The organism is Halarchaeum salinum (genome assembly GCF_039520965.1).
GTDB classification, from domain to species: Archaea; Halobacteriota; Halobacteria; order Halobacteriales; family Halobacteriaceae; genus Halarchaeum; species Halarchaeum salinum.
The window spans coordinates 167,884-185,879 of the sequence record NZ_BAAABL010000042.1 but is presented as its reverse complement, the minus strand read 5'-3'; the positions used below and the strand labels follow the sequence as shown (position 1 = coordinate 185,879).

Annotated in this window: 18 protein-coding genes; 16 read left to right on the top strand and 2 right to left on the bottom strand. The window is 68.0% G+C overall.

What is annotated here, in order from left to right; all coding sequences use genetic code 11:
- Positions 1-21 precede the first annotated feature (21 nt).
- Together ABDZ36_RS06755 and ribH are read right to left on the bottom strand one after the other, a co-directional pair.
- Entirely contained in the window at positions 22-1,164 is a 1,143-nt protein-coding gene (locus ABDZ36_RS06755) for a pyridoxal phosphate-dependent aminotransferase (RefSeq protein ID WP_211311301.1), read from the bottom strand.
- Positions 1,165-1,167: 3 nt separating this feature from the next.
- Positions 1,168-1,578: a 6,7-dimethyl-8-ribityllumazine synthase gene (gene ribH, locus ABDZ36_RS06750; RefSeq protein ID WP_211311300.1), complete on the bottom strand. Its 411-nt coding sequence runs from the start codon at positions 1,576-1,578 to the stop codon at positions 1,168-1,170.
- Between the two features lie 123 nt (positions 1,579-1,701).
- On the opposite strand from ribH, the gene ABDZ36_RS06745 reads away from it, so the two are divergent.
- The 16 genes from ABDZ36_RS06745 (at position 1,702) to ABDZ36_RS06670 (ending at position 17,954) form a co-directional block, all read left to right on the top strand.
- On the top strand, positions 1,702-3,441 hold the full coding sequence (locus tag ABDZ36_RS06745) for a flippase activity-associated protein Agl23 (protein WP_211311299.1): 1,740 nt from the start codon (positions 1,702-1,704) through the stop codon (positions 3,439-3,441).
- 54 nt (positions 3,442-3,495) lie between these two features.
- Positions 3,496-4,620 carry a 5-(carboxyamino)imidazole ribonucleotide synthase gene (locus tag ABDZ36_RS06740; protein ID WP_211311298.1) on the top strand — a complete coding sequence of 375 codons (1,125 nt, stop codon included), beginning with the start codon at positions 3,496-3,498 and terminating at the stop codon, positions 4,618-4,620.
- A gap of 6 nt (positions 4,621-4,626) precedes the next feature.
- On the top strand, positions 4,627-5,265 hold the full coding sequence (purE, locus tag ABDZ36_RS06735; RefSeq protein WP_425545308.1) for a 5-(carboxyamino)imidazole ribonucleotide mutase: 639 nt from the start codon (positions 4,627-4,629) through the stop codon (positions 5,263-5,265).
- A gap of 86 nt (positions 5,266-5,351) precedes the next feature.
- A complete protein-coding gene (locus ABDZ36_RS06730; RefSeq protein WP_211311297.1) occupies positions 5,352-5,747 on the top strand; it encodes an NADH-quinone oxidoreductase subunit A in 396 nt (131 codons plus the stop codon).
- Complete coding sequence (locus ABDZ36_RS06725; protein ID WP_211311296.1) at positions 5,744-6,448, top strand: NADH-quinone oxidoreductase subunit B; 705 nt, start codon at positions 5,744-5,746, stop codon at positions 6,446-6,448. Before ABDZ36_RS06730 ends, ABDZ36_RS06725 begins: the two co-directional genes overlap by 4 nt.
- Positions 6,445-8,124 (top strand): NADH-quinone oxidoreductase subunit D, encoded by a 1,680-nt coding sequence (locus tag ABDZ36_RS06720; RefSeq protein WP_343749250.1) that lies wholly within the window; start codon positions 6,445-6,447, stop codon positions 8,122-8,124. Before ABDZ36_RS06725 ends, ABDZ36_RS06720 begins: the two co-directional genes overlap by 4 nt.
- Positions 8,124-9,176 (top strand): complex I subunit 1/NuoH family protein, encoded by a 1,053-nt coding sequence (locus ABDZ36_RS06715; protein ID WP_211311295.1) that lies wholly within the window; start codon positions 8,124-8,126, stop codon positions 9,174-9,176. Before ABDZ36_RS06720 ends, ABDZ36_RS06715 begins: the two co-directional genes overlap by 1 nt.
- Entirely contained in the window at positions 9,173-9,634 is a 462-nt protein-coding gene (locus tag ABDZ36_RS06710) for a NuoI/complex I 23 kDa subunit family protein (protein ID WP_211311294.1), read from the top strand. Before ABDZ36_RS06715 ends, ABDZ36_RS06710 begins: the two co-directional genes overlap by 4 nt.
- Positions 9,631-9,906 carry an NADH-quinone oxidoreductase subunit J gene (locus ABDZ36_RS06705; RefSeq protein WP_211311293.1) on the top strand — a complete coding sequence of 92 codons (276 nt, stop codon included), beginning with the start codon at positions 9,631-9,633 and terminating at the stop codon, positions 9,904-9,906. The genes ABDZ36_RS06710 and ABDZ36_RS06705 overlap by 4 nt, the downstream gene beginning before the upstream one ends.
- The gene (locus tag ABDZ36_RS06700) at positions 9,903-10,199 is read left to right on the top strand and encodes a hypothetical protein (protein WP_211311292.1); all 297 of its coding nucleotides are present in this window, start codon (positions 9,903-9,905) and stop codon (positions 10,197-10,199) included. Before ABDZ36_RS06705 ends, ABDZ36_RS06700 begins: the two co-directional genes overlap by 4 nt.
- Positions 10,200-10,502, top strand: a complete 303-nt coding sequence (nuoK, locus tag ABDZ36_RS06695) for an NADH-quinone oxidoreductase subunit NuoK (protein WP_211311291.1) — start codon at positions 10,200-10,202, stop codon at positions 10,500-10,502.
- A gap of 1 nt (position 10,503) precedes the next feature.
- A complete protein-coding gene (gene nuoL / locus ABDZ36_RS06690; protein WP_211311290.1) occupies positions 10,504-12,537 on the top strand; it encodes an NADH-quinone oxidoreductase subunit L in 2,034 nt (677 codons plus the stop codon).
- Position 12,538: 1 nt separating this feature from the next.
- Positions 12,539-14,056 (top strand): complex I subunit 4 family protein, encoded by a 1,518-nt coding sequence (locus tag ABDZ36_RS06685; RefSeq protein WP_211311289.1) that lies wholly within the window; start codon positions 12,539-12,541, stop codon positions 14,054-14,056.
- A complete protein-coding gene (locus tag ABDZ36_RS06680) occupies positions 14,057-15,529 on the top strand; it encodes an NADH-quinone oxidoreductase subunit N (RefSeq protein WP_211311288.1) in 1,473 nt (490 codons plus the stop codon).
- Between the two features lie 49 nt (positions 15,530-15,578).
- Entirely contained in the window at positions 15,579-17,030 is a 1,452-nt protein-coding gene (locus ABDZ36_RS06675; protein WP_211311287.1) for a DHH family phosphoesterase, read from the top strand.
- Between the two features lie 117 nt (positions 17,031-17,147).
- Positions 17,148-17,954 carry a CBS pair associated ParBc domain-containing protein gene (locus ABDZ36_RS06670; protein WP_211311286.1) on the top strand — a complete coding sequence of 269 codons (807 nt, stop codon included), beginning with the start codon at positions 17,148-17,150 and terminating at the stop codon, positions 17,952-17,954.
- Positions 17,955-17,996 lie beyond the last annotated feature (42 nt).

Sequence of the window (17,996 nt, the reverse complement as noted above, 5' to 3'; positions counted from 1 at the left end):
CATGAAAAGCGCTGCTAGCTCTTACAGGTAGCCCTCGGAATCGAGGCGCTCGACGGCCTCGGCGAGGCGCTGCTTGCTGTTCGCGTAGGAGACACGGGCGAACCCGGGCGCGCCGAACGCGGAGCCGGGGACGGTGGCGACGTGTGCGTCCTCGAGGGCGTTCGTACACCACGACTGGTCGTCGTCGTCGACAGGCAGCATCATGTAGAACGCGCCGTCGGGCGTGGCGGGCTCGACACCGTGCTCGGCGAGGAGGTCGAGGAGGAACTCGCGGCGCTCCGCGAACGCCTCGACCATCTCGTCGACGGCCGTCTCGGTGTTCGCCAGGGCCTCGACGCCCGCGTACTGGACGAAGTGCGTGGCGGAGGAAACGGAGTGCGATTGGATTTTGCCGGCCTCAGCGATGATATCGGCGGGGGCGGCGAGGTAGCCGAGTCGCCAGCCGGTCATCGAGTAGGCCTTCGAGAAGCCGTTGATCGTGACCGTGCGCTCGTACATGCCGTCCAGCGCGGCGAGGCTGACGTGCTCCGCGCCGTAGTTGATGTGCTGGTAGATCTCGTCCGAGACGACGGTGATGTCGTGCTCGACGGCGAGGTCGCGTACGCCCTCCATGGCCGTGCGGGAGTAGACCGCGCCCGTCGGGTTGTTCGGCGAGTTGACGACGAGGAGTTTCGTCTCGTCGCTGACGGCCGCGGCGAGGTCATCGAGGGCGGGTTCGAGCTGGAAGTCGTGCTCCGAGAGATCGACGCGCGTCAGGTCGCCGCCCGCCATCTTCGCCATCGCCTCGTAGGAGACCCACGCGGGATCGAGGAGGACGACTTCGTCACCGTCGTTGACGATGGTCTGGAAGGTTTCGAAGAGCGCCTGCTTTGCACCCGGCGTGACGATGACGTTCCCGGCGTTGTAGTCGAGGCCGTCGGCCTGCAGTTTCTCCGCGATGCCCTCGCGGAGCGCAGGGACACCGTTCGACGGGGCGTACCCCGTGTCGCCGCGCTCGACCGACTCCTCGGCGGCGGCGACGATGTTCTCGGGGGTGTCGAAGTCGGGTTCGCCGACGGAGAGGTCGACGACGTCTTCGCCTTCGGCTTCGAGTTCCTTCGCGAGGTTGCTCACCGCGAGCGTCGCGCTCGGTTCGACACGCGTGATGCGGTCTGCGAATTCCATGAATTAGAGGTCCTCCAGTGTGTCCGCGAGTGCGAGGGCGCTCTCGACGGCCTCCGCGCCCTTCTCGATCCGCTCTCTGGCTTCCGCGCCGGACATCCCCGGGCCGGAGACGCCGAGGGTCACGGGGATGTCGCGTTCGAGGCTCACGTCGCTGAGCTTCGAGGCGATGGCGTGTCCGATCACCTCGTCGTGGTCGGTGTCACCGGTCACGATAGCGCCGAGCACCGCGACGGCGTCCACGTCGGAGCGGCGCGCGAGGCGGTCGACGACGAGCGGCGCGTCGTACGCGCCCGGGACGTGGACGATCTCGGCGACCGTCGCGCCCGCGTCGGCGGCGGCGTCGCGTGCGGCTTCCTCCATCCCCTCGGTGACGCTGCGGTTGAACTCGGCGACGACCAGTCCCAGGGACACCATATGCCAACGATCCACCCGGGCCGGCAAAACGCTACCGTTCTCCGGGACGTGACACCTCCACACACCGCTGTCCCGGTCGGCTTCAGAAACAGTTACCCCGGCCCGTCACGAGGCTTCGCACAGATGTCCGACACGGATCGCCGCGTCGCCGTCGCCGTCCTCGCTACGACGGCCGTCGCGCTCATCGCCCGGTTCGTCGCCTTGGGCTCGCGTATCGCCCACTGGGACGAGGGGCGCGTCGGCTACTGGGTGCTTCGTTACGCCGAGACCGGGGCCTACACCTACCACCCGATTGTCCACGGCCCCTTCCTCTTCCAGGTGAACCGCGTCGTCTTCGAGGTCTTCGGGGCGAGCGACGTCACGATGCGCGCCGTCGTCGCGCTGATCGGCGGCCTCCTCCCGTTGACGGCGTGGCTCCTCCGCGATCGGCTCTCCGGGACCGAGACGGTCGCCCTCGCCGTCGCGCTCGCCGCGAACCCCCTCCTCCTCTACTACTCGCGGTTCATGCGTAACGACGTCCTCGTCGCCTCATTCGCGTTCGCCGCGCTCGCGTTCTTCATCCGCGCGTCTGATACCGGCCGGCGTCGCTACCTCTACGCGGGCGCGCTCTCGCTCGGCCTCGCCTTCACGACGAAGGAGAACGCCCTCGTCTACGTCGCCTGCTGGATCGGCGCGCTCGGCCTCCTGCTCGACTGGTTCCTCGTCCGCGCGCGTGTCCACGATCGGAGCGCCGTCGCCGTCCTCTCCGAGCACGGCATCGCCATCGCGCGCGGCCTGCGGGCGTGGGCCCGCGACCTCGTCGGCGGAATCGTCGTCTTCTTCGTCGTCGTCGTCTTCTTCTACGCCCCTCGCCCGGAACTCGGACACGCACTCTCGAACCCGGCGCTGCTCCCGGGCGTCGTCTCGCGGGCGACGCTCGGCTCCGTCAAGAAGTTCGCGGACACATGGGTCGGCGGCCACCCGCACAGCTACGTCTCGTTCTTCGTCCACGACCTCGGCACGCTGGCCGGCAGTGCGCTCGTCCTCTGCGGGCTCGCCGTCCTCGGCTTCCTCGTCGATCGCTACACCGACGGCGGCCCGCGGCCGCTCGTCGCCTTCGCGGGCTACTGGGGCGGCGCGTCGCTCGTGATCTACCCCGCCATCTCCGACATCACCGCGCCGTGGGCGATGGTGCACGTCGTCGTCCCCCTCGCCATCCCGGCGGCAGTCGGCGGCGGCCTGCTCGTCCGCGGGCTCTCGTGGCCGCGTGCGGACGTTTCGAGGTGGGTGCGCGGCGTCGACGCCGAGGCCGTCGTCTCGGTCGTGTTGGTCGCGGTGCTCCTCGGGTGGACCGTCTCGACCGGCGTCTCGGCGGCGTTCGTCCACCCCCAGCAACCGGGGCCGCTCGTCCAGTACGGCCAGCCGAACGCCCAGATGGGCGACACCCTCGCGGAGGTCGACGACGCCGTCGCGGCGAACGCGAACGCCTCGGGGCCGGACGTCCTCTACTACGGCGGACACTTCTACGCGGCGTCCGAGCCCTCTGTGGCACCGGACGAGTCGTTCGCCGAACCCGGCCACTGGACGTGGCGACTCCCGCTTCCGTGGTACTTCGAGGCGATGGGTGCCGAGACGGCGAGCGTCGGCCAGCCCGATGCACTGAACGACACGACTGCACCCGTCGTCGTCACGCGCGCGCAGAACTATGATGTGGTCGCGCCGAAGCTGGAGGGGTATCACTCGACGACGTATCGCCTCACGGCGACGGACACGCCGACCGTCTTCTTCGTGCGGAACGACACGGCCGACGCGACGGCGGCCTCGCTCGCGTCCCCCACCGCGCCCGCCAAGCCCGCCGCACCCGGAGTGAGTGCACGTTCGTGAACACCTGATACCGACTCCGACAACCCTTATACACTCCCGTCCACACCTCCGAATATGCAGACGCCTCCCGGAACCACGCTCGGCGTCGTCGGCGGCGGCCAACTCGGCCGGATGCTCGCCGAGGCCGCCTCGCCGCTCGGCGTCGACGTGGTCGTCCTTGATCCCACACCGGACTGTCCCGCGGCGACGCCCGCGGCCGACCACATCGAAGGCTCCTTCGACGACCCCGCGGCGTTCGCCGACCTCGCCGAGCGGGCGGACGCGCTCACCTTCGAGATCGAGCTCGCCGACGCCGACCTGCTCGCGGACGTCGACGTTCCCGTCCACCCCGACCCGTGGACGCTGCGGACGACGGAGGACAAACTCGCGGAGAAGGAGGCCCTCGACGAGGCGGGCGTCCCCGTTCCCGCGTACCGCCGGATCGACGACGCCGCGGACCTCCGGGCTGCCTTCGACGACCTCGGGGATCCGCTCATGCTGAAGGCGCGCCACGGCGGCTACGACGGCCGCGGGAACCACGTCACCGAGACGGTCGCGGACGCTGAGGACTACTTCGACGATCTGGAGGGGCTGGTCGCCGAGGAACTCCTCGACTTCGAGCGCGAACTCTCCGCGATCGGCGCGAAGGGCGCGAGCGAGGACACGCAGTTCCCGATCGTCGAGAACGTCCACGAGGAGGAGATCCTCCGGGAGACGCGCGTCCCGCCGGCCGCAAGCGACGACGTGGTCGCAGAGGCGCGGACGGTCGTCTCGGACGTGCTCGACGTCCTTCACGGGCGCGGCGTCTACGGCGTCGAACTCTTCGAGGTCGAGGGCGACGTGCTCGTCAACGAGATCGCCCCGCGCCCGCACAACTCCGGGCACTACACGATCGAGGGCGCGGTCACCTCGCAGTTCGAACAGCACGTACGCGCGGTGCTCGGCCTCCCGCTCGGCGACCCCTCGCTCCGTGACCCGACGGCGATGGTGAACGTGCTCGGCGACGTCGCGGAGACGAAGCCCGCGGCGCTCTCGGGCGTCCCAGAAGCGCTTGCGGTGCCAACCGCGGCGCTTCACTGGTACGGAAAACACGACGTGCGCCCGCTGCGGAAGATGGGGCACGTCACCGCGCTCGGGGACGACGTCGGTGAGGCGAGCGAGCGCGCGAACGAAGCGCGTAACGCCCTCGACTTCGAGTGATTACCCATGAGTGCTACTGATCCCGACGACGACGACGCGCGTGACGCGGTGGACGAACTGTGCGCCGACTTCCGAATGGAGGCCGAACGCGAGCGCGAGCGGACGCCGGACGTCGGCATCGTGATGGGGAGCGACTCGGACCTCCCGACGATGCGCGGCGCGTCCGAGGCGCTCACCGACCTCAAGTTCGCGGAGGTGACGGACTACGACGACCCGCCCGCGGAACGCTTCACCTTCGAGTCGTACGTCGTCTCCGCCCACCGGACGCCGGACCTCATGTACGCGTACGCGGAGACCGCCGAGGCGCGGGGCCTCGACGTCATCATCGCGGGCGCGGGCGGGAAGTCGGCCGACCTCCCGAACATGACCGCCTCCATCGCGTACCCGGTGCCCGTCATCGGCGTCCCCGTCCAGGAGAAATCCGTCGACTCCGTGATCGGGATGCCGACGGGCGCGCCGCTGACCGCCGTCGACGCCGGGAAGTCGTACAACGCTGCACTCTCCGCCGCCCAAGTGCTGGCACGCGAACACGACGAGCTGCGCGAGCGACTCGTTGAACTCCACGACGAGCGCCGCGACGGGGTCGCCGACGTCTCGCGTCGCCTGCACGAGCTCGGCACCCCCGGATTCGAGGAGAGCGGCTGAAAGCCCCGTTTTCTCGGGTTTCGAGGCCATAGTAAAGAATCAACGCTTATACGCATGCGGGGTGAAGTCCGGCGTGATACGGAACGATGAACGAATGGATCGCTGTCGGCGTGTTCGCCGTCGTGGCTGCCTCGATACCCGCCGTCATGGTGAACGCGTCGAGGCTGCTGCGGCCGAGCGTGCCGGAGAAAGGGAAGGAAACCGTCTACGAGAGCGGTGAGGTCCCGACGGGCGGAACGCGGCTCAACTTCAACATCCAGTACTACATGGTCGCGCTCCTCTTCGTCGTCTTCGACATCGAGACCGTCCTGATCTTCCCGTGGACCGTCATCTATCAGGACGCCGTCGGCGCGGCCGGTCTCGGGCCGGCGCTCGCCCCGATGTTGGTCTTCATCGCAGTTCTCGTAGTCGGGCTCGGTTGGGCTTGGCGCACCGGCGTCATCCGCTGGGTGTCGAGCGCACACACGGAGTTCAACACATGAGTAGCGACCACCCCCGCGACGACATAATCGACACGACCGCACCGCAGACGAAGACCCGCGAGGACCGCATGTCCGAGGTCGACTCGCGGTTCAACTCGACGCTCCGGGAGGCGTTCGGCTCGACGCCGTTCGTCCTCACGAAGTTCGACGCGTTCATGGACTGGGTACGCGGCTCCTCCATGTTCATGCTCCAGTTCGGGATCGCGTGCTGTAGCATCGAGATGATGCACACGTACGCCGTCAAACACGACCTCGACCGCTTCGGCTCCGGGGTCCCGCGCGCCTCGCCGCGACAGGCCGACGTGATGATCGTCCCCGGGACGATCGTCTCCAAGTTCGCCCCGCGGATGAAGCGCGTCTACGACCAGATGCCCGAACCGAAGTTCGTCGTGAACATGGGCAGCTGTTCGACCTCCGGCGGCCCCTTCCAGCAGGGGTACAACGTCGTGAAGGGCGCAGAGGAGGTCATCCCGGTCGACATCCACATCCCGGGCTGTCCGCCCCGCCCCGAAGCGCTCGTCTACGGGATCGCCAAGCTCCAAGAGCGCGTGAAGAACGGCGAGACCTCTCCGGTGACGGTCAAGCCGTACGAGCTTGAACAGTTCGGCGACCTCGAGACGGACGAACTCGTCGAGAAGCTCGCCGACGACATCGACGAGGAGACGCTCGTCATGCGGTACAACTGGGCCGATTCGCCATGAGCCAGACCGAAGAGCCGGCCGACGAGGAGGTGGAGCCGGAACCGGAGGCTCCGGCCGGAGCCGTCGACTACGACGCGATCGAGGCGCTGCTCGGCGACGCCGTCGTGCGCCGCGAGAGCCACCTGAACGCGGAGGCGTTCGTCATCCGCGCCGACCGCGTGCAGGACGCCCTCTCGACGCTCAAGACCGAGGCGGGCTTCGATCACCTCTCGAACGTCTCCGCACAGGAGTACCACGACCGCTTCGAGTCGATCTACCACCTGAAGAAGTACGACGACCCCACGCAGGAGGTCTCGATCGTCGTGCCGACGCTCCGGGACGACCCGGTGAGTCAGAGCGCCGAGCCGGTCTTCCGGACGGCCGACTGGCACGAGCGCGAGGCCTACGACCTCGTCGGGATCGACTACGACGAACACCCCGACCTCCGGCGGATCCTCCTGCCGGAGACGTGGCAGGGCCACCCGCTCGGGCGCGACTACAACCAGGACAAACCGCAGATCGTCTCCTTCGAGGAGAACGTCAACCCGCTCGCCGACGACCACCGGGAGTCCGATACGATGCTGCTCAACATCGGGCCCCACCATCCGGCGACACACGGCGTCCTCCACCTGGAGACGGTCATCGACGGCGAGACCGTTCTCGACGTCGAACCCGACATCGGCTATCTCCACCGCTGCGAGGAGCAGATGGCCCAATCCGGGACGTACCGTCACCAGATCATGCCGTACCCCGACCGCTGGGACTACGGCTCCGCCGGCATCCTCAACGAGTGGGCGTACGCGCGCGTCGCAGAGGACTTAAACGACATCGAGGTCCCCGAATACGCGCAGGTCGTCCGCACGATGAGCGCCGAACTCTGCCGGATCGCCGCTCACCTGCTCGCGCTCGGGACGTTCTGCCTCGACATCTACGGCGACTTCACCGCCATCTTCATGTATGCGATGCGGGACCGCGAAGTCGTCCAGAACATCCTTGAGGACCTTACGGGCCAGCGGATGATGTTCAACTATCTCCGCTTGGGGGGTGTGGTCTGGGACGTCCCCGAGCCCCGTGAGGAGTTCTTCGCGACGGTCCGGGAGTTCCTCGATGACCTCCCGAACCGCGTCGATGAGTATCACGATCTCATCACGGAGAACGAGCTCTTACAGCTTCGGACGGTCGGAACGGGCGTTCTCGACGCCGAGACCGCGAAGGACTACGGCGTCACGGGCCCGGTCGCACGCGCCTCCGGGATCGACTACGACCTCCGGCGCGACGACCCGTACGGCTACTACGAGAACCTCGACTGGGACGTCATCACCGACGACGGCGGGGACAACTACTCCCGCCTGCTCGTCCGAATGCGCGAGGTCGAACAGTCCGCGCGCATCATCCAGCAGTGCGTCGACCTCCTGGAGGAGTGGCCGGAGGACGACCGGGAGATCCAATCGAACGTCCCGCGCACGCTGAACCCCGAGCCCGACGCGGAAGTCTACCGCGCCGTCGAGGGCGCGAAGGGCGAACTCGGCATCTACATCCGCTCGGACGGAACGGACAAGCCCGCGCGCTTCAAGATCCGGAGCCCCTGCTTCTCGAACCTCCAGGCGCTCCCCGAGATGTCGCGCGGCGAGTACATCCCGGACCTCGTCGCCACGCTCGGGAGCCTCGACATCATCCTCGGCGAGGTGGATCGCTGATGGCGACGGCCCCGGTTGCGATCGCCGAGTGGCTCGGCTACGCGACGACACCGCTCTGGCTCCAGCTCGTCCTCGCCGCCGTCGTCTCGGGCGTCGTCGTCACCGTCATGCTGACGACGTCGGCGCTCGCCGGCCCGTGGGCGAAACGGAAGATCACCGCGATGTTTACCGACCGCATCGCCATCAACCGCAACGGCCCTGGGGGGATCTTCACCATCGCCGCCGACGCCGTCCGCCTGATGTCGAAGGAGCTCATCATCCCGGACGGGGCTGACCGGCCCGCCTTCGACATCGCGCCGGCGGTCCTCCCGCTGTCGGCGCTGCTCGGATTTGCCGTTATCCCGATGGGGAGCGGCCTCCAGCTCGCCGACCCGGAGATCGGTCTCGTCTACGTCTTCGCGGTGTCCAGCATCGCGAGCGTCGGGATGGTCGTCGGGGGCTACGCCTCCGGGAACAAGTACTCGCTGCTCGGATCGATGCGGTCGGTCGCCGAGAGCATCGCCTACGAGATTCCGCTCGTCATCACCGCCGCGTCCGTCGTGCTGCTCGCCGGGTCGCTGCGTCTGAGCGAAATCGTCGCCGCTCAGCAGGCGACGCTCGTCTCGCTCGGCCCCCTCACCGTTCCGGCGTGGTACGGCTTCCTCAATCCCTTCGCGCTCGCGCTCTTCCTCGTCGCGAGCCTCGCCGAAGTCGGGCGCAACCCGTTCGACATCGGCGAAGCGCCGACCGAGATCGTCGGGGGGTACATCACCGAATACTCCAGCATCTACTTCGTGCTCTTCTTCCTCGGCGAATTCCTCCACATCTTCCTCAGCGCCGCGGTGCTCACGACGCTGTTCCTCGGTGGCCCCGCTGGGCCCGGCCCGGCGTGGCTCGGCATCGTCTGGTTCGGCGTGAAGATCTGGGCGGTGTTCCTCTTCACGCAGTGGTGTCGCGCGGCCGTCCCGCGCGTCCGGATCGACCAGATGCTCGAGATCGGCTGGAAAGGACTGCTCGTCCTCTCCTTTGCGAACCTGGTGCTCACGGCCATCATCGTGGGAGTGATAGCATGATTGGACTCCTCAAGTCGATGGCGACGACGATGAAGCACGCACTGGACGGCAAAACGTTCACCGTCGAGTATCCCGAGGAGGCCCCGGAGGTCTCCCCGCGGTTCCGCGGCATCCACAAGTTCAGCCAGGAGCGCTGTATCTGGTGTCGCCAGTGCGAGAAGGTGTGTCCGAACGACACCATCCAGATCGTTACCGACGACAAACGGCAGGGCGAACAGTACAACCTCCACGTCGCGCAGTGCATCTACTGCCGGCTCTGCGAGGAGGTCTGTCCCGTGGACGCCATTCTCCTCACGGAGAACTTCGAGTTCACCGGCGACACGAAACACGACCTCGTCTACAACAAAGAACAGCTCGGGAACGTCCCGTGGTACAAGGACATCGACCCGCTCGCGTCGCGCGAACCCGATCGCAGCGCGTGGGTGGGCGAGGGCGACGGGGAGGTCGACTACCAGTGAGTAGTCTCGAACTCGCGGCGTTCGCCGTCTTCGCGCTCGTTACCCTCGGCTTCAGCGCTGGCGTCGTCCTCTCGAAACACGCGTGGCACGCCGCGCTCTCGCTCGGCGGCGCGCTGTTGAGCGTCGCGGTCCACTATGTGATGCTCGACGCGGCGTTTGTCGCCGCGATGCAGGTGCTCGTCTACGTCGGTGACGTCCTCGTCCTGCTGGCGTTCGCCGTCATGCTCACCGACGACGAGGAGAGCGACGAGACGGAGGAGGTGGCCGCATGACCACGCGTCCCGAGCTCGCGACGGACGCGAACCTCGCCCGCGGTGCGGGCGCAGTCGTGCTGTTCGTCGTCCTCGCCGGCGCATTCCTCGTCGCCGACTTCGAGAGCGCCGCATGGTTCCCCGCTGACGCCTCGATGACGAGCGGGATCGGCTACGCGCTCATCGGCCTCGCCGGGGAGACGCCGCTGCTCACGAACGGGTTCCTCGCGGCCTTCGAGATCGTCGATATTGTGCTCGTCGCAGCCGTCGTTGCGGCGATCACGCTCGCGCGTACCGACGGGGGTGATGCGTAGATGGTCCCTCTCCAGTACTACCTGCTGTTCTCGGCGGCGATGTTCTGCATCGGCGTCTTCGGCGTGCTCGCACGTCGGAACGCGCTCGTTTACCTCATGAGCGTCGAACTCATGTTGAACGCCGCAAACATCGTCTTCGTCGCGTCGAGCGCACAGTACGGGACGATTTCCGGCCAGGTGTTCAGCCTGTTCACGATGGCGCTCGCCGCCGCCGAAGTCGCCGTCGGCATCGGGATCGTCCTCGTCGCGTACCGGAACTTCAAAGACATCGACATCACGAACCCGACGAGTATGAGGTGGTAAGATGGCGGACGTAACCGCAGCCGTCTCCGCGATACCCCTGGTGCCATTCGCGGCGTTCCTCGTCGCGTTACTCGTCGGTCACTACGCGCCCCGGTCGCTCCCGAAGGGCGGCGCGCTCCCCGGGATCGCCGCGACCGCGATTTCGCTCGCGCTCTCCGTGTGGGCCTTCCTCACGGTGAGCGCCGGCGGGGCGACGGTCTCGCAGGTCTGGACGTGGGTGCCGGCCGCGAACGACTCGTTCGCGCTCACCTTCGGGATGCTCGTCGATCCGCTCTCCGCGCTGATGGCCGTGATCGTCTCGGGCGTCTCGCTGCTCGTTCACGTCTTCAGCCTCGGCTACATGAACGAGGAAGGCGAGGGCGGGCTCCCGCGGTATTACGCCGGTCTCGGGCTGTTCACGGCGAGTATGCTCGCGTTCACGCTCGCGTCGAACCTCCTGCAGGCGTTCGTCTTCTTCGAGCTCGTCGGCTTCTGCTCGTGGTGGCTCATCGGCCACTGGTTCCGCGAGGAGGGACCGGCGTCCGCCGCGAAGAAGGCGTTCCTCGTCACCCGCTTCGGTGACTACTTCCTGCTTGTCGGCCTCGTCGGCGTCCTCGGGACGTTCGGCACGGCGGCGTTCGCCGGCGCGGAGTCGTTCCCGGCGCTCGCACACGCCGCACTCGAAGGCGAGACGACTGTCCGCACGTTCGGGTTCGCGCCCGAGACGTGGTTCACGCTCCTCGGCCTCCTGATCCTCGGCGGCGTGATTGGGAAATCCGCACAGTTCCCCCTCCAGACGTGGCTCCCGGACGCCATGGAGGGTCCGACACCCGTCTCCGCGCTCATTCACGCCGCGACGATGGTCGCAGCCGGCGTCTACCTCGTCGCCCGGATGTACGGGTTCTACGCGCTGACGCCGACAGTCCTCACGATCATCGCCCTGGTGGGCGGGTTCACCGCGCTGTTCGCCGCGACGATGGCGCTCGTCAAGCGCGAGATCAAGCAGGTGCTCGCCTACTCCACCATCAGCCAGTACGGGTACATCATGCTCGGGCTCGGCTCCGGTGGCTACGTCGCCGGCGTCTTCCACCTGCTGACGCACGCGACGTTCAAGGCGCTGCTCTTCCTCGGCGCGGGCGCGGTCATCATCGCGATGCACCACGACGAGGATATGTGGCAGATGGGCGGGCTCAGAAGTCGGCTGCCCACGGTCTACTGGGCGTTCCTCTCCGGATCGCTCGCGCTCGCCGGCATCGTGCCGTTCGCGGGCTTCTGGTCGAAGGACGCCGTGCTCCACCACGCGCTCACCGTCGGCCTCGGTGGACAGCCCCTCGTACTGCTCGCCTATCTGATGGGGCTCCTCGCGGTCGCCTTCACGGGGTTCTACACCTTCCGGATGGTGTTCCTCACCTTCCACGGCGAACCGCGGAGCGAGACTGCGCGTGACGCCGAACCCGCCTCCACGAACATGCGCGTTCCGGTCGCGATCCTCGGCGTGCTCGCCGCGGTCGTCGGCTTCGTCAACGTCGACCCGCTCAAGGGTCTCGTCGGCGAACGGCTGCTGTTCCTCGAACGCTGGCTGAACGGCCCGCTCCCGGGTCTCGCGGGCGCGACGGCCGAGCACTACCACGAGCTCGTCGTCGACGTCGCGGGGTTCCACACGATGGCGGTCAGCCCGGTCGTCTCCGCCGTCGTCTCGCTCGTCTTCGCCCTCGCCGGCGTCGCGCTCGCGTGGCGGTGGTACAACGTCCCCGACCCGGCCGAGAAGACGGACGCGCTTGGGCCGGTGAAGGCGCTGCTGTACAACAACTACTACCAGGACGAGTTTCAGACGTGGCTCGCAACGGGGGTCACCGAACCGCTCGCGCGTGCCGTTGATGTCTTCGACGGGAGCGTCGTGGACGGCGTCGTGAACGGCGTCTCCTCGACGAGCCTTGTCGCGTCGGAGCGGCTCCGGCGTACGCAGACCGGCGTCGTGACGACGTACACGACGCAGCTCGTCTTCGGCCTCGTCGTCTTACTCGTCCTCGTCCTCCTTCTCGGGGGGTGGTTCTGACATGCTCGTAGAAGCCCTACTCGCCGTCACGTTCGTCGCCGCGTTCGCCGTGCTACTCGCCCCGTCGAAGTACGCCGGTCGCCTCGCGGCCGTCCTCAGCCTAGCCCCGCTCGTCGGGAGCCTGTACGCGTACACGACGTTCGACGGGACGAACAATGCCCTACTCGGTGGGACGCCGGCCTTCGAGACGACCGCCCCCTGGGTTGAAATCGGCGGCTACGCGATCAACTGGCACGTCGGCCTCGACGGGATCAGTCTCCCGCTCGTCCTTCTCACAGCCGTTCTAACGACGGTCGCCGTCGTCGCGGCGTGGGACACGATCGAGGAGCGCCGCTCGCTGTTCTACGCGCTCCTCCTGTTCACGGAGGCGAGCCTGTTCGGCGTCTTCTCGGCGCTGGACTTCTTCGTCTGGTTCGTCTTCTGGGAGTTCGTCCTCGTGCCGATGTACCTGCTCGTCGCAGTGTACGGCGGTCCGCGCCGGCGCTACGCCGCGATCAAGTTCTTCGTCTACACGAACGTCGCGAGCCTCGTGCTGTTCGTCGGCTTCGCGATGCTCGTCGTCGCGACGCCGGTCGAGAGCTTCGGGCTCGCGGCCGTCGCCGAGGCGGTCCGGTCGGGTGCGGTCACGGGGGCGTTCGGGCTCTCGGCGAGTGCGCTCACCGGCGTCGCCTTCCTCGCGCTCTTCTTCGGCTTCGCCGTCAAGAGCGCGTTCGTCCCGTTCCACACGTGGCTCCCGGATGCGTACACGGAGGCCCCGACGCCCGTCACAGTGCTGCTCGCGGGCGTCGTCACGAAGATGGGGACGTACTCGCTGTTGCGCTTCAACGTCACGATGTTCCCCGACCTGATTCGTCAGTGGGCGCTCCCGCTCGCCGTGCTCGCGGTCCTCACCGTCCTCTACGGGTCGCTCGCGGCGCTCGCACAGCGTGACGCTAAACGTCTCGTCGCCTACACGTCGATCCCGTCGATGGGCTTCGTGCTCCTCGGAAGCGTCGCCGCGACGAACTACGGGCTCGCCGGCGCGACCTTCCAGATGGTGAGCCACGGCCTGCTCGTCGGCGCGCTCTTCCTCGCCGTCGGCTACGTCGAGGACGCGACGGGCACGCGGATGATCAACAAGCTGAGCGGGCTCGCCGATCGGCTCCCCGTGGCGGCGGCGGTGCTCGTCGCCGGCGCGTTCGGCTACATGGGCCTCCCGCTCATGTCCGGTTTCGCGGGCGAGTTCTTCGTCTTCACCGGCTCGTTCGCCGCGTCGTACCCGCACGCACAGCTCGTCACCGCTGTCGCGATGTTCGGGATCGTCGTCATCGCCGGCTACTTACTGCGGCTCCTCCAGCGCGTCCTCATGGGGCCGCTGGAGGCACCGACGACGGTGACGGCCCGCTCGCGGCGCGAACTCGCGCCCGCGGTCGTCCTCGTCCTCCTCTCGATCTATCTCGGGGTCGCCCCCGGGTCGCTGATGGGGACGATTCAGGACGCCGTCGGGGCGCTCGTCGCGCTCATCGGAGGTGGTCTCTAAATGGCGCTTCCCCCACTCACCCCCCAGTACGTCCTCGGTCTCGCCGCACTGCTCGTCCTCGCCGTCGACGCGATCGCGCCGACGACGCGGAAGAACGGCCTGCTCGCCGGGATCACGACGCTCGCGGGCGTGACGAGCGCCGGCGTCGCCGCGTGGTTCCTCGCGAGCGGCGCGGGGCGCACGACGCTCTTCGACGGCGCGTTCGCCGTCGACGCCTCGACCTCGTTCTTCACCGTGGTCTTCGGCTGCGTCGCCGCGCTCGTCGCCGTCGCGAGCTACGACTACGTGCGCGACGAACCGCATCGCGCGGCCTACTACGCGCTCATCCTGCTCGCGACCGCCGGGATGAGCGTTATGGCGGCCGCGAACTCCCTCGTCACCGGGTTCCTGGCGATCGAACTCGTCAGCCTCCCGGCGTACGCGCTCGTCGCGTACCTCAAGCGCGACGCGGGGAGTGCCGAAGCCGGCCTGAAGTACTTCCTCGTCGGCGCGCTCTCCTCCGCGATCCTCGTCTACGGCATCAGCCTCGTCTACGCCGCGACGGGGGTCTTCGGCTTCGACGCGCTCGCGACGGCCGTCCAACGCACCGAACACGCCACCGTGCTTGGTGCCGGCGTCGTCATGCTGATCGGCGGCTTCGCGTTCAAGACCGCGAGCGTCCCCTTCCACTTCTGGGCCCCCGAGGCCTACGAGGGCGCGCCCGCGCCGATCAGCGCGTTCCTCTCGTCGGCCTCGAAGGCCGCCGGGTTCGTGCTCGCGTTCCGCGTCTTCCTGCTCGCCTTCCCGCTCGCGGCGTTCGAGGGGCTCGGGATTCCGTGGACGCTCGTCTTCGTCGTCCTCGCCGTCGCCACAATGACGCTCGGCAACGTCGCTGCGGCGACGCAGACGAACGTCAAGCGGATGCTCGCCTACTCGAGCATCGGGCACGCCGGCTACGTACTCATTGGGCTCGCCGCGCTCTCCGGCCCGGCGTCGAGCGACGTCGCGGTCGTCGGGGCGAGCTTCGCCCACCTGTTCGTCTACGGCTTCACGAACACCGGCGCATTCCTCGTCGTCGCGCTCGTCGAGCGCTGGGGTGTCGGGCAGACGTTCGACGACTACGCCGGCCTCGGCCGGTCGGCCCCGGTCGCGTCCGCGGTTCTCGCCGTCCTCCTGTTCAGCCTCGCCGGCCTCCCGGTCGGGGGTGGCTTCTGGACGAAGTACGCCCTCTTCCTCGGTGCCGTCCAGTCGGGCCTCTGGTGGCTCGCCGCCGTCGGCGTCGTCAACAGTGCGCTCTCGCTGTTCTACTACAGCCGGCTCGTCAAGGCCGTTTGGGTGGACGACCCCGGCGAGACGGGCGTCGCCCGCGAACGGCCGGCCGGCATCTACGCCGCCGTCGTCGCCGCCGCCGTCGTCACCGTCGCGCTCCTCGTCGCCCCCGACGTCGTCTTCTCGTGGGCTGACGCGGCGGCGAGCGCGCTCGTGAGCGCGTAACCGGCGGAGACGGCAGGCTTTACTGCCCGTCGGCCCAGAACTAACGTAGATGGTATCTCGTCTGGTGCTCGGTAGCGGGACGGTCGCACACACCGTTCTGGAGGCGATCCACGAGCGCTCCGGCGAACTGCTCGTCCTCGACCCCGACGAGAGCCGCATCGAGTCGCTGCGCAACGAGACGGTCGCCGCCGAGACGGCGGACGTCACCGACCCCGCGGCGATCCTCGCGCTCGGTGGCGACCCGGACGTCGTGTTCGTCGCGAGCGACGACGCCACGCGGAACGCGCTTGCGGCCGAAGCCGCATCGACGGCGCTTCCGGACGCCTACATCGTCGCGTACACCGGAACGGGTGCGACCGCCGACCACCGGAGACGGCTGCACGCGGCCGCCGATCGGATCTGTTCGGCCGGCGCGGCAGTCGTCGATCACGTCGAGGCGGGCGTCGAACGCGGGACTGACACCCGGGCGCGCCGCCTCCGCGAGACCCTCGAGGCCGTGGACGGGACCCTGACGGTGCTCGCTCACGACAACCCCGACCCGGACGCGATCGCCTCGGCGATCGCGCTCTGTCGGATCGCCGAAGCGCTCGGCATCGAGGCCGAACCCTGCTATTTCGGGGACATTAGCCACCAGGAGAACCGCGCGTTCGTCAATCTCCTCGAACTCGAACTCACGCGTCTCGACCCCGAGGAGGAGTACGCCTTCGACGCCGTCGCGCTCGTCGATCACTCCGCACCCGGCGTCAACGACCAGCTCGCCTCCGACGTCGACGTCGACGTTGTCATCGACCACCATCCCGCGAAGGGCGAGGTGTCGGTGCCGTTCGCGGACATCCGTGAGGACGTCGGCGCGACGAGCACGATCATGACGCAGTATCTCGACTGCTTCGGCGTCGAGCGCACAGAGATGCTCTCGACCGCGCTCCTCTACGGCATCCGGATCGACACGAAGGACTTCAAACGCGAGATCACCCAGCAGGACTTCACGGCGGCAGCCGACCTCCTTCCGAACGCGGACATCGACATCTTGGAGCGGATCGAGAGCCCCTCGATCAGCGCGGACACCCTCGAGGTGGTCGCGCGCGGGATTCGGAACCGGGAGGTCGAGGGCGACGTGTTGGCCTCCTGTGTCGGGGCGATAACCGACCGGGACGCGATCGCGCAGGCCGCCGATCAGCTGCTCGCGATCCAGGGGGTGACCGTCACCTTCGTCTACGGGTTCATGGACGGGACGATCTACGCCTCCGCGCGCGGTCGCGGGAACGACGTCGATCTCGGCGAGGTGCTCCGCGTCGCGTTCGACGACATCGGGAGCGCGGGTGGCCACACGGACATGGCGGGTGCACAACTCCCGCTCGGCGTCTTCGATGCCGTCCAGGACGAGGACGACACGTTGGCTGCGGTCCTCGAGGGCGCGATCACGCCGCGGTTCTTCGCCGCGGTACGCGACGAGGTGGACTCGGGGGCGCTCACACCGGTCGGCGACGCGACCGCGGAGTAGCCTCACAGCCGGTCGACGTGAGAAACGCCACAATCGGGGCTGTCGTGCGGGAATACATCCATCGTGGTCGCGGTGTGGCAACGCGTTTTTGTCGATCGACCGCGTCGATGCGACACGATGGACGAACCGTTCGACGTCGACGCCGGCGGGAAACCGCGGGTCCGAGACTACATGACGCAGGACGTCGCAACCGTCGCACCGGAGGACACCGTCGCCGAGGTTTCCCGACGCATCGTCGAGAGCGATGGCCACAACGGGTTCCCGGTGACGCAGGGACGGAAGGTCGAGGGGTTCGTCACGGCGCGTGACCTGTTGCTCGCCGACGACGTCACGCCGATGTTTCGCGTGATGTCGGATGACTTACTCGTCGCACACCCGGAGATGGACGTCAACGACGCGGCGCGCGTCATCCTCCGCTCGGGCATCCAGAAGCTCCCGGTCGTGGACGACGCGGGGACGCTCGTCGGCATTATCTCGAACGCGGACGTCATCCGCTCGCAGATCGAGCGTGCGACGCCGGAGAAGGTCGGGAAACTACTGCGGACGTTGGAGACGATCCACGACGTGGACGCGAGCGAGGAGCGTCGAGAGGTGGCAATCGCGGACCTCGTGCCGACGCAGGGGAAGGTGTACGCGGACGAACTCGAAGGGCGGCGCTATGAGATCGAGCACGGGCTCACGGAGCCGCTCGTGGTCATCGACAACGGCGGCGACCTCCTGCTCGCGGACGGCCATCACCGCGCGATGGCGGCGCACACGACCGGCGTCGAGACGATGGACGCGTACGTCATCGACCTCGGGACGCGCGTCGACCTCGGTATGGCCCGGACGGCCCGCGAGGAGGGGTTGGCGTCTGTCGAGGACGTGAACGTCGTCGATTACGCGCGCCACCCACTCGTGGAGACGACCGAACGCTTCCAGTAGGGCGGCCTGCCGGCGTCACGTATTTCTGTCCGGTCACATCTA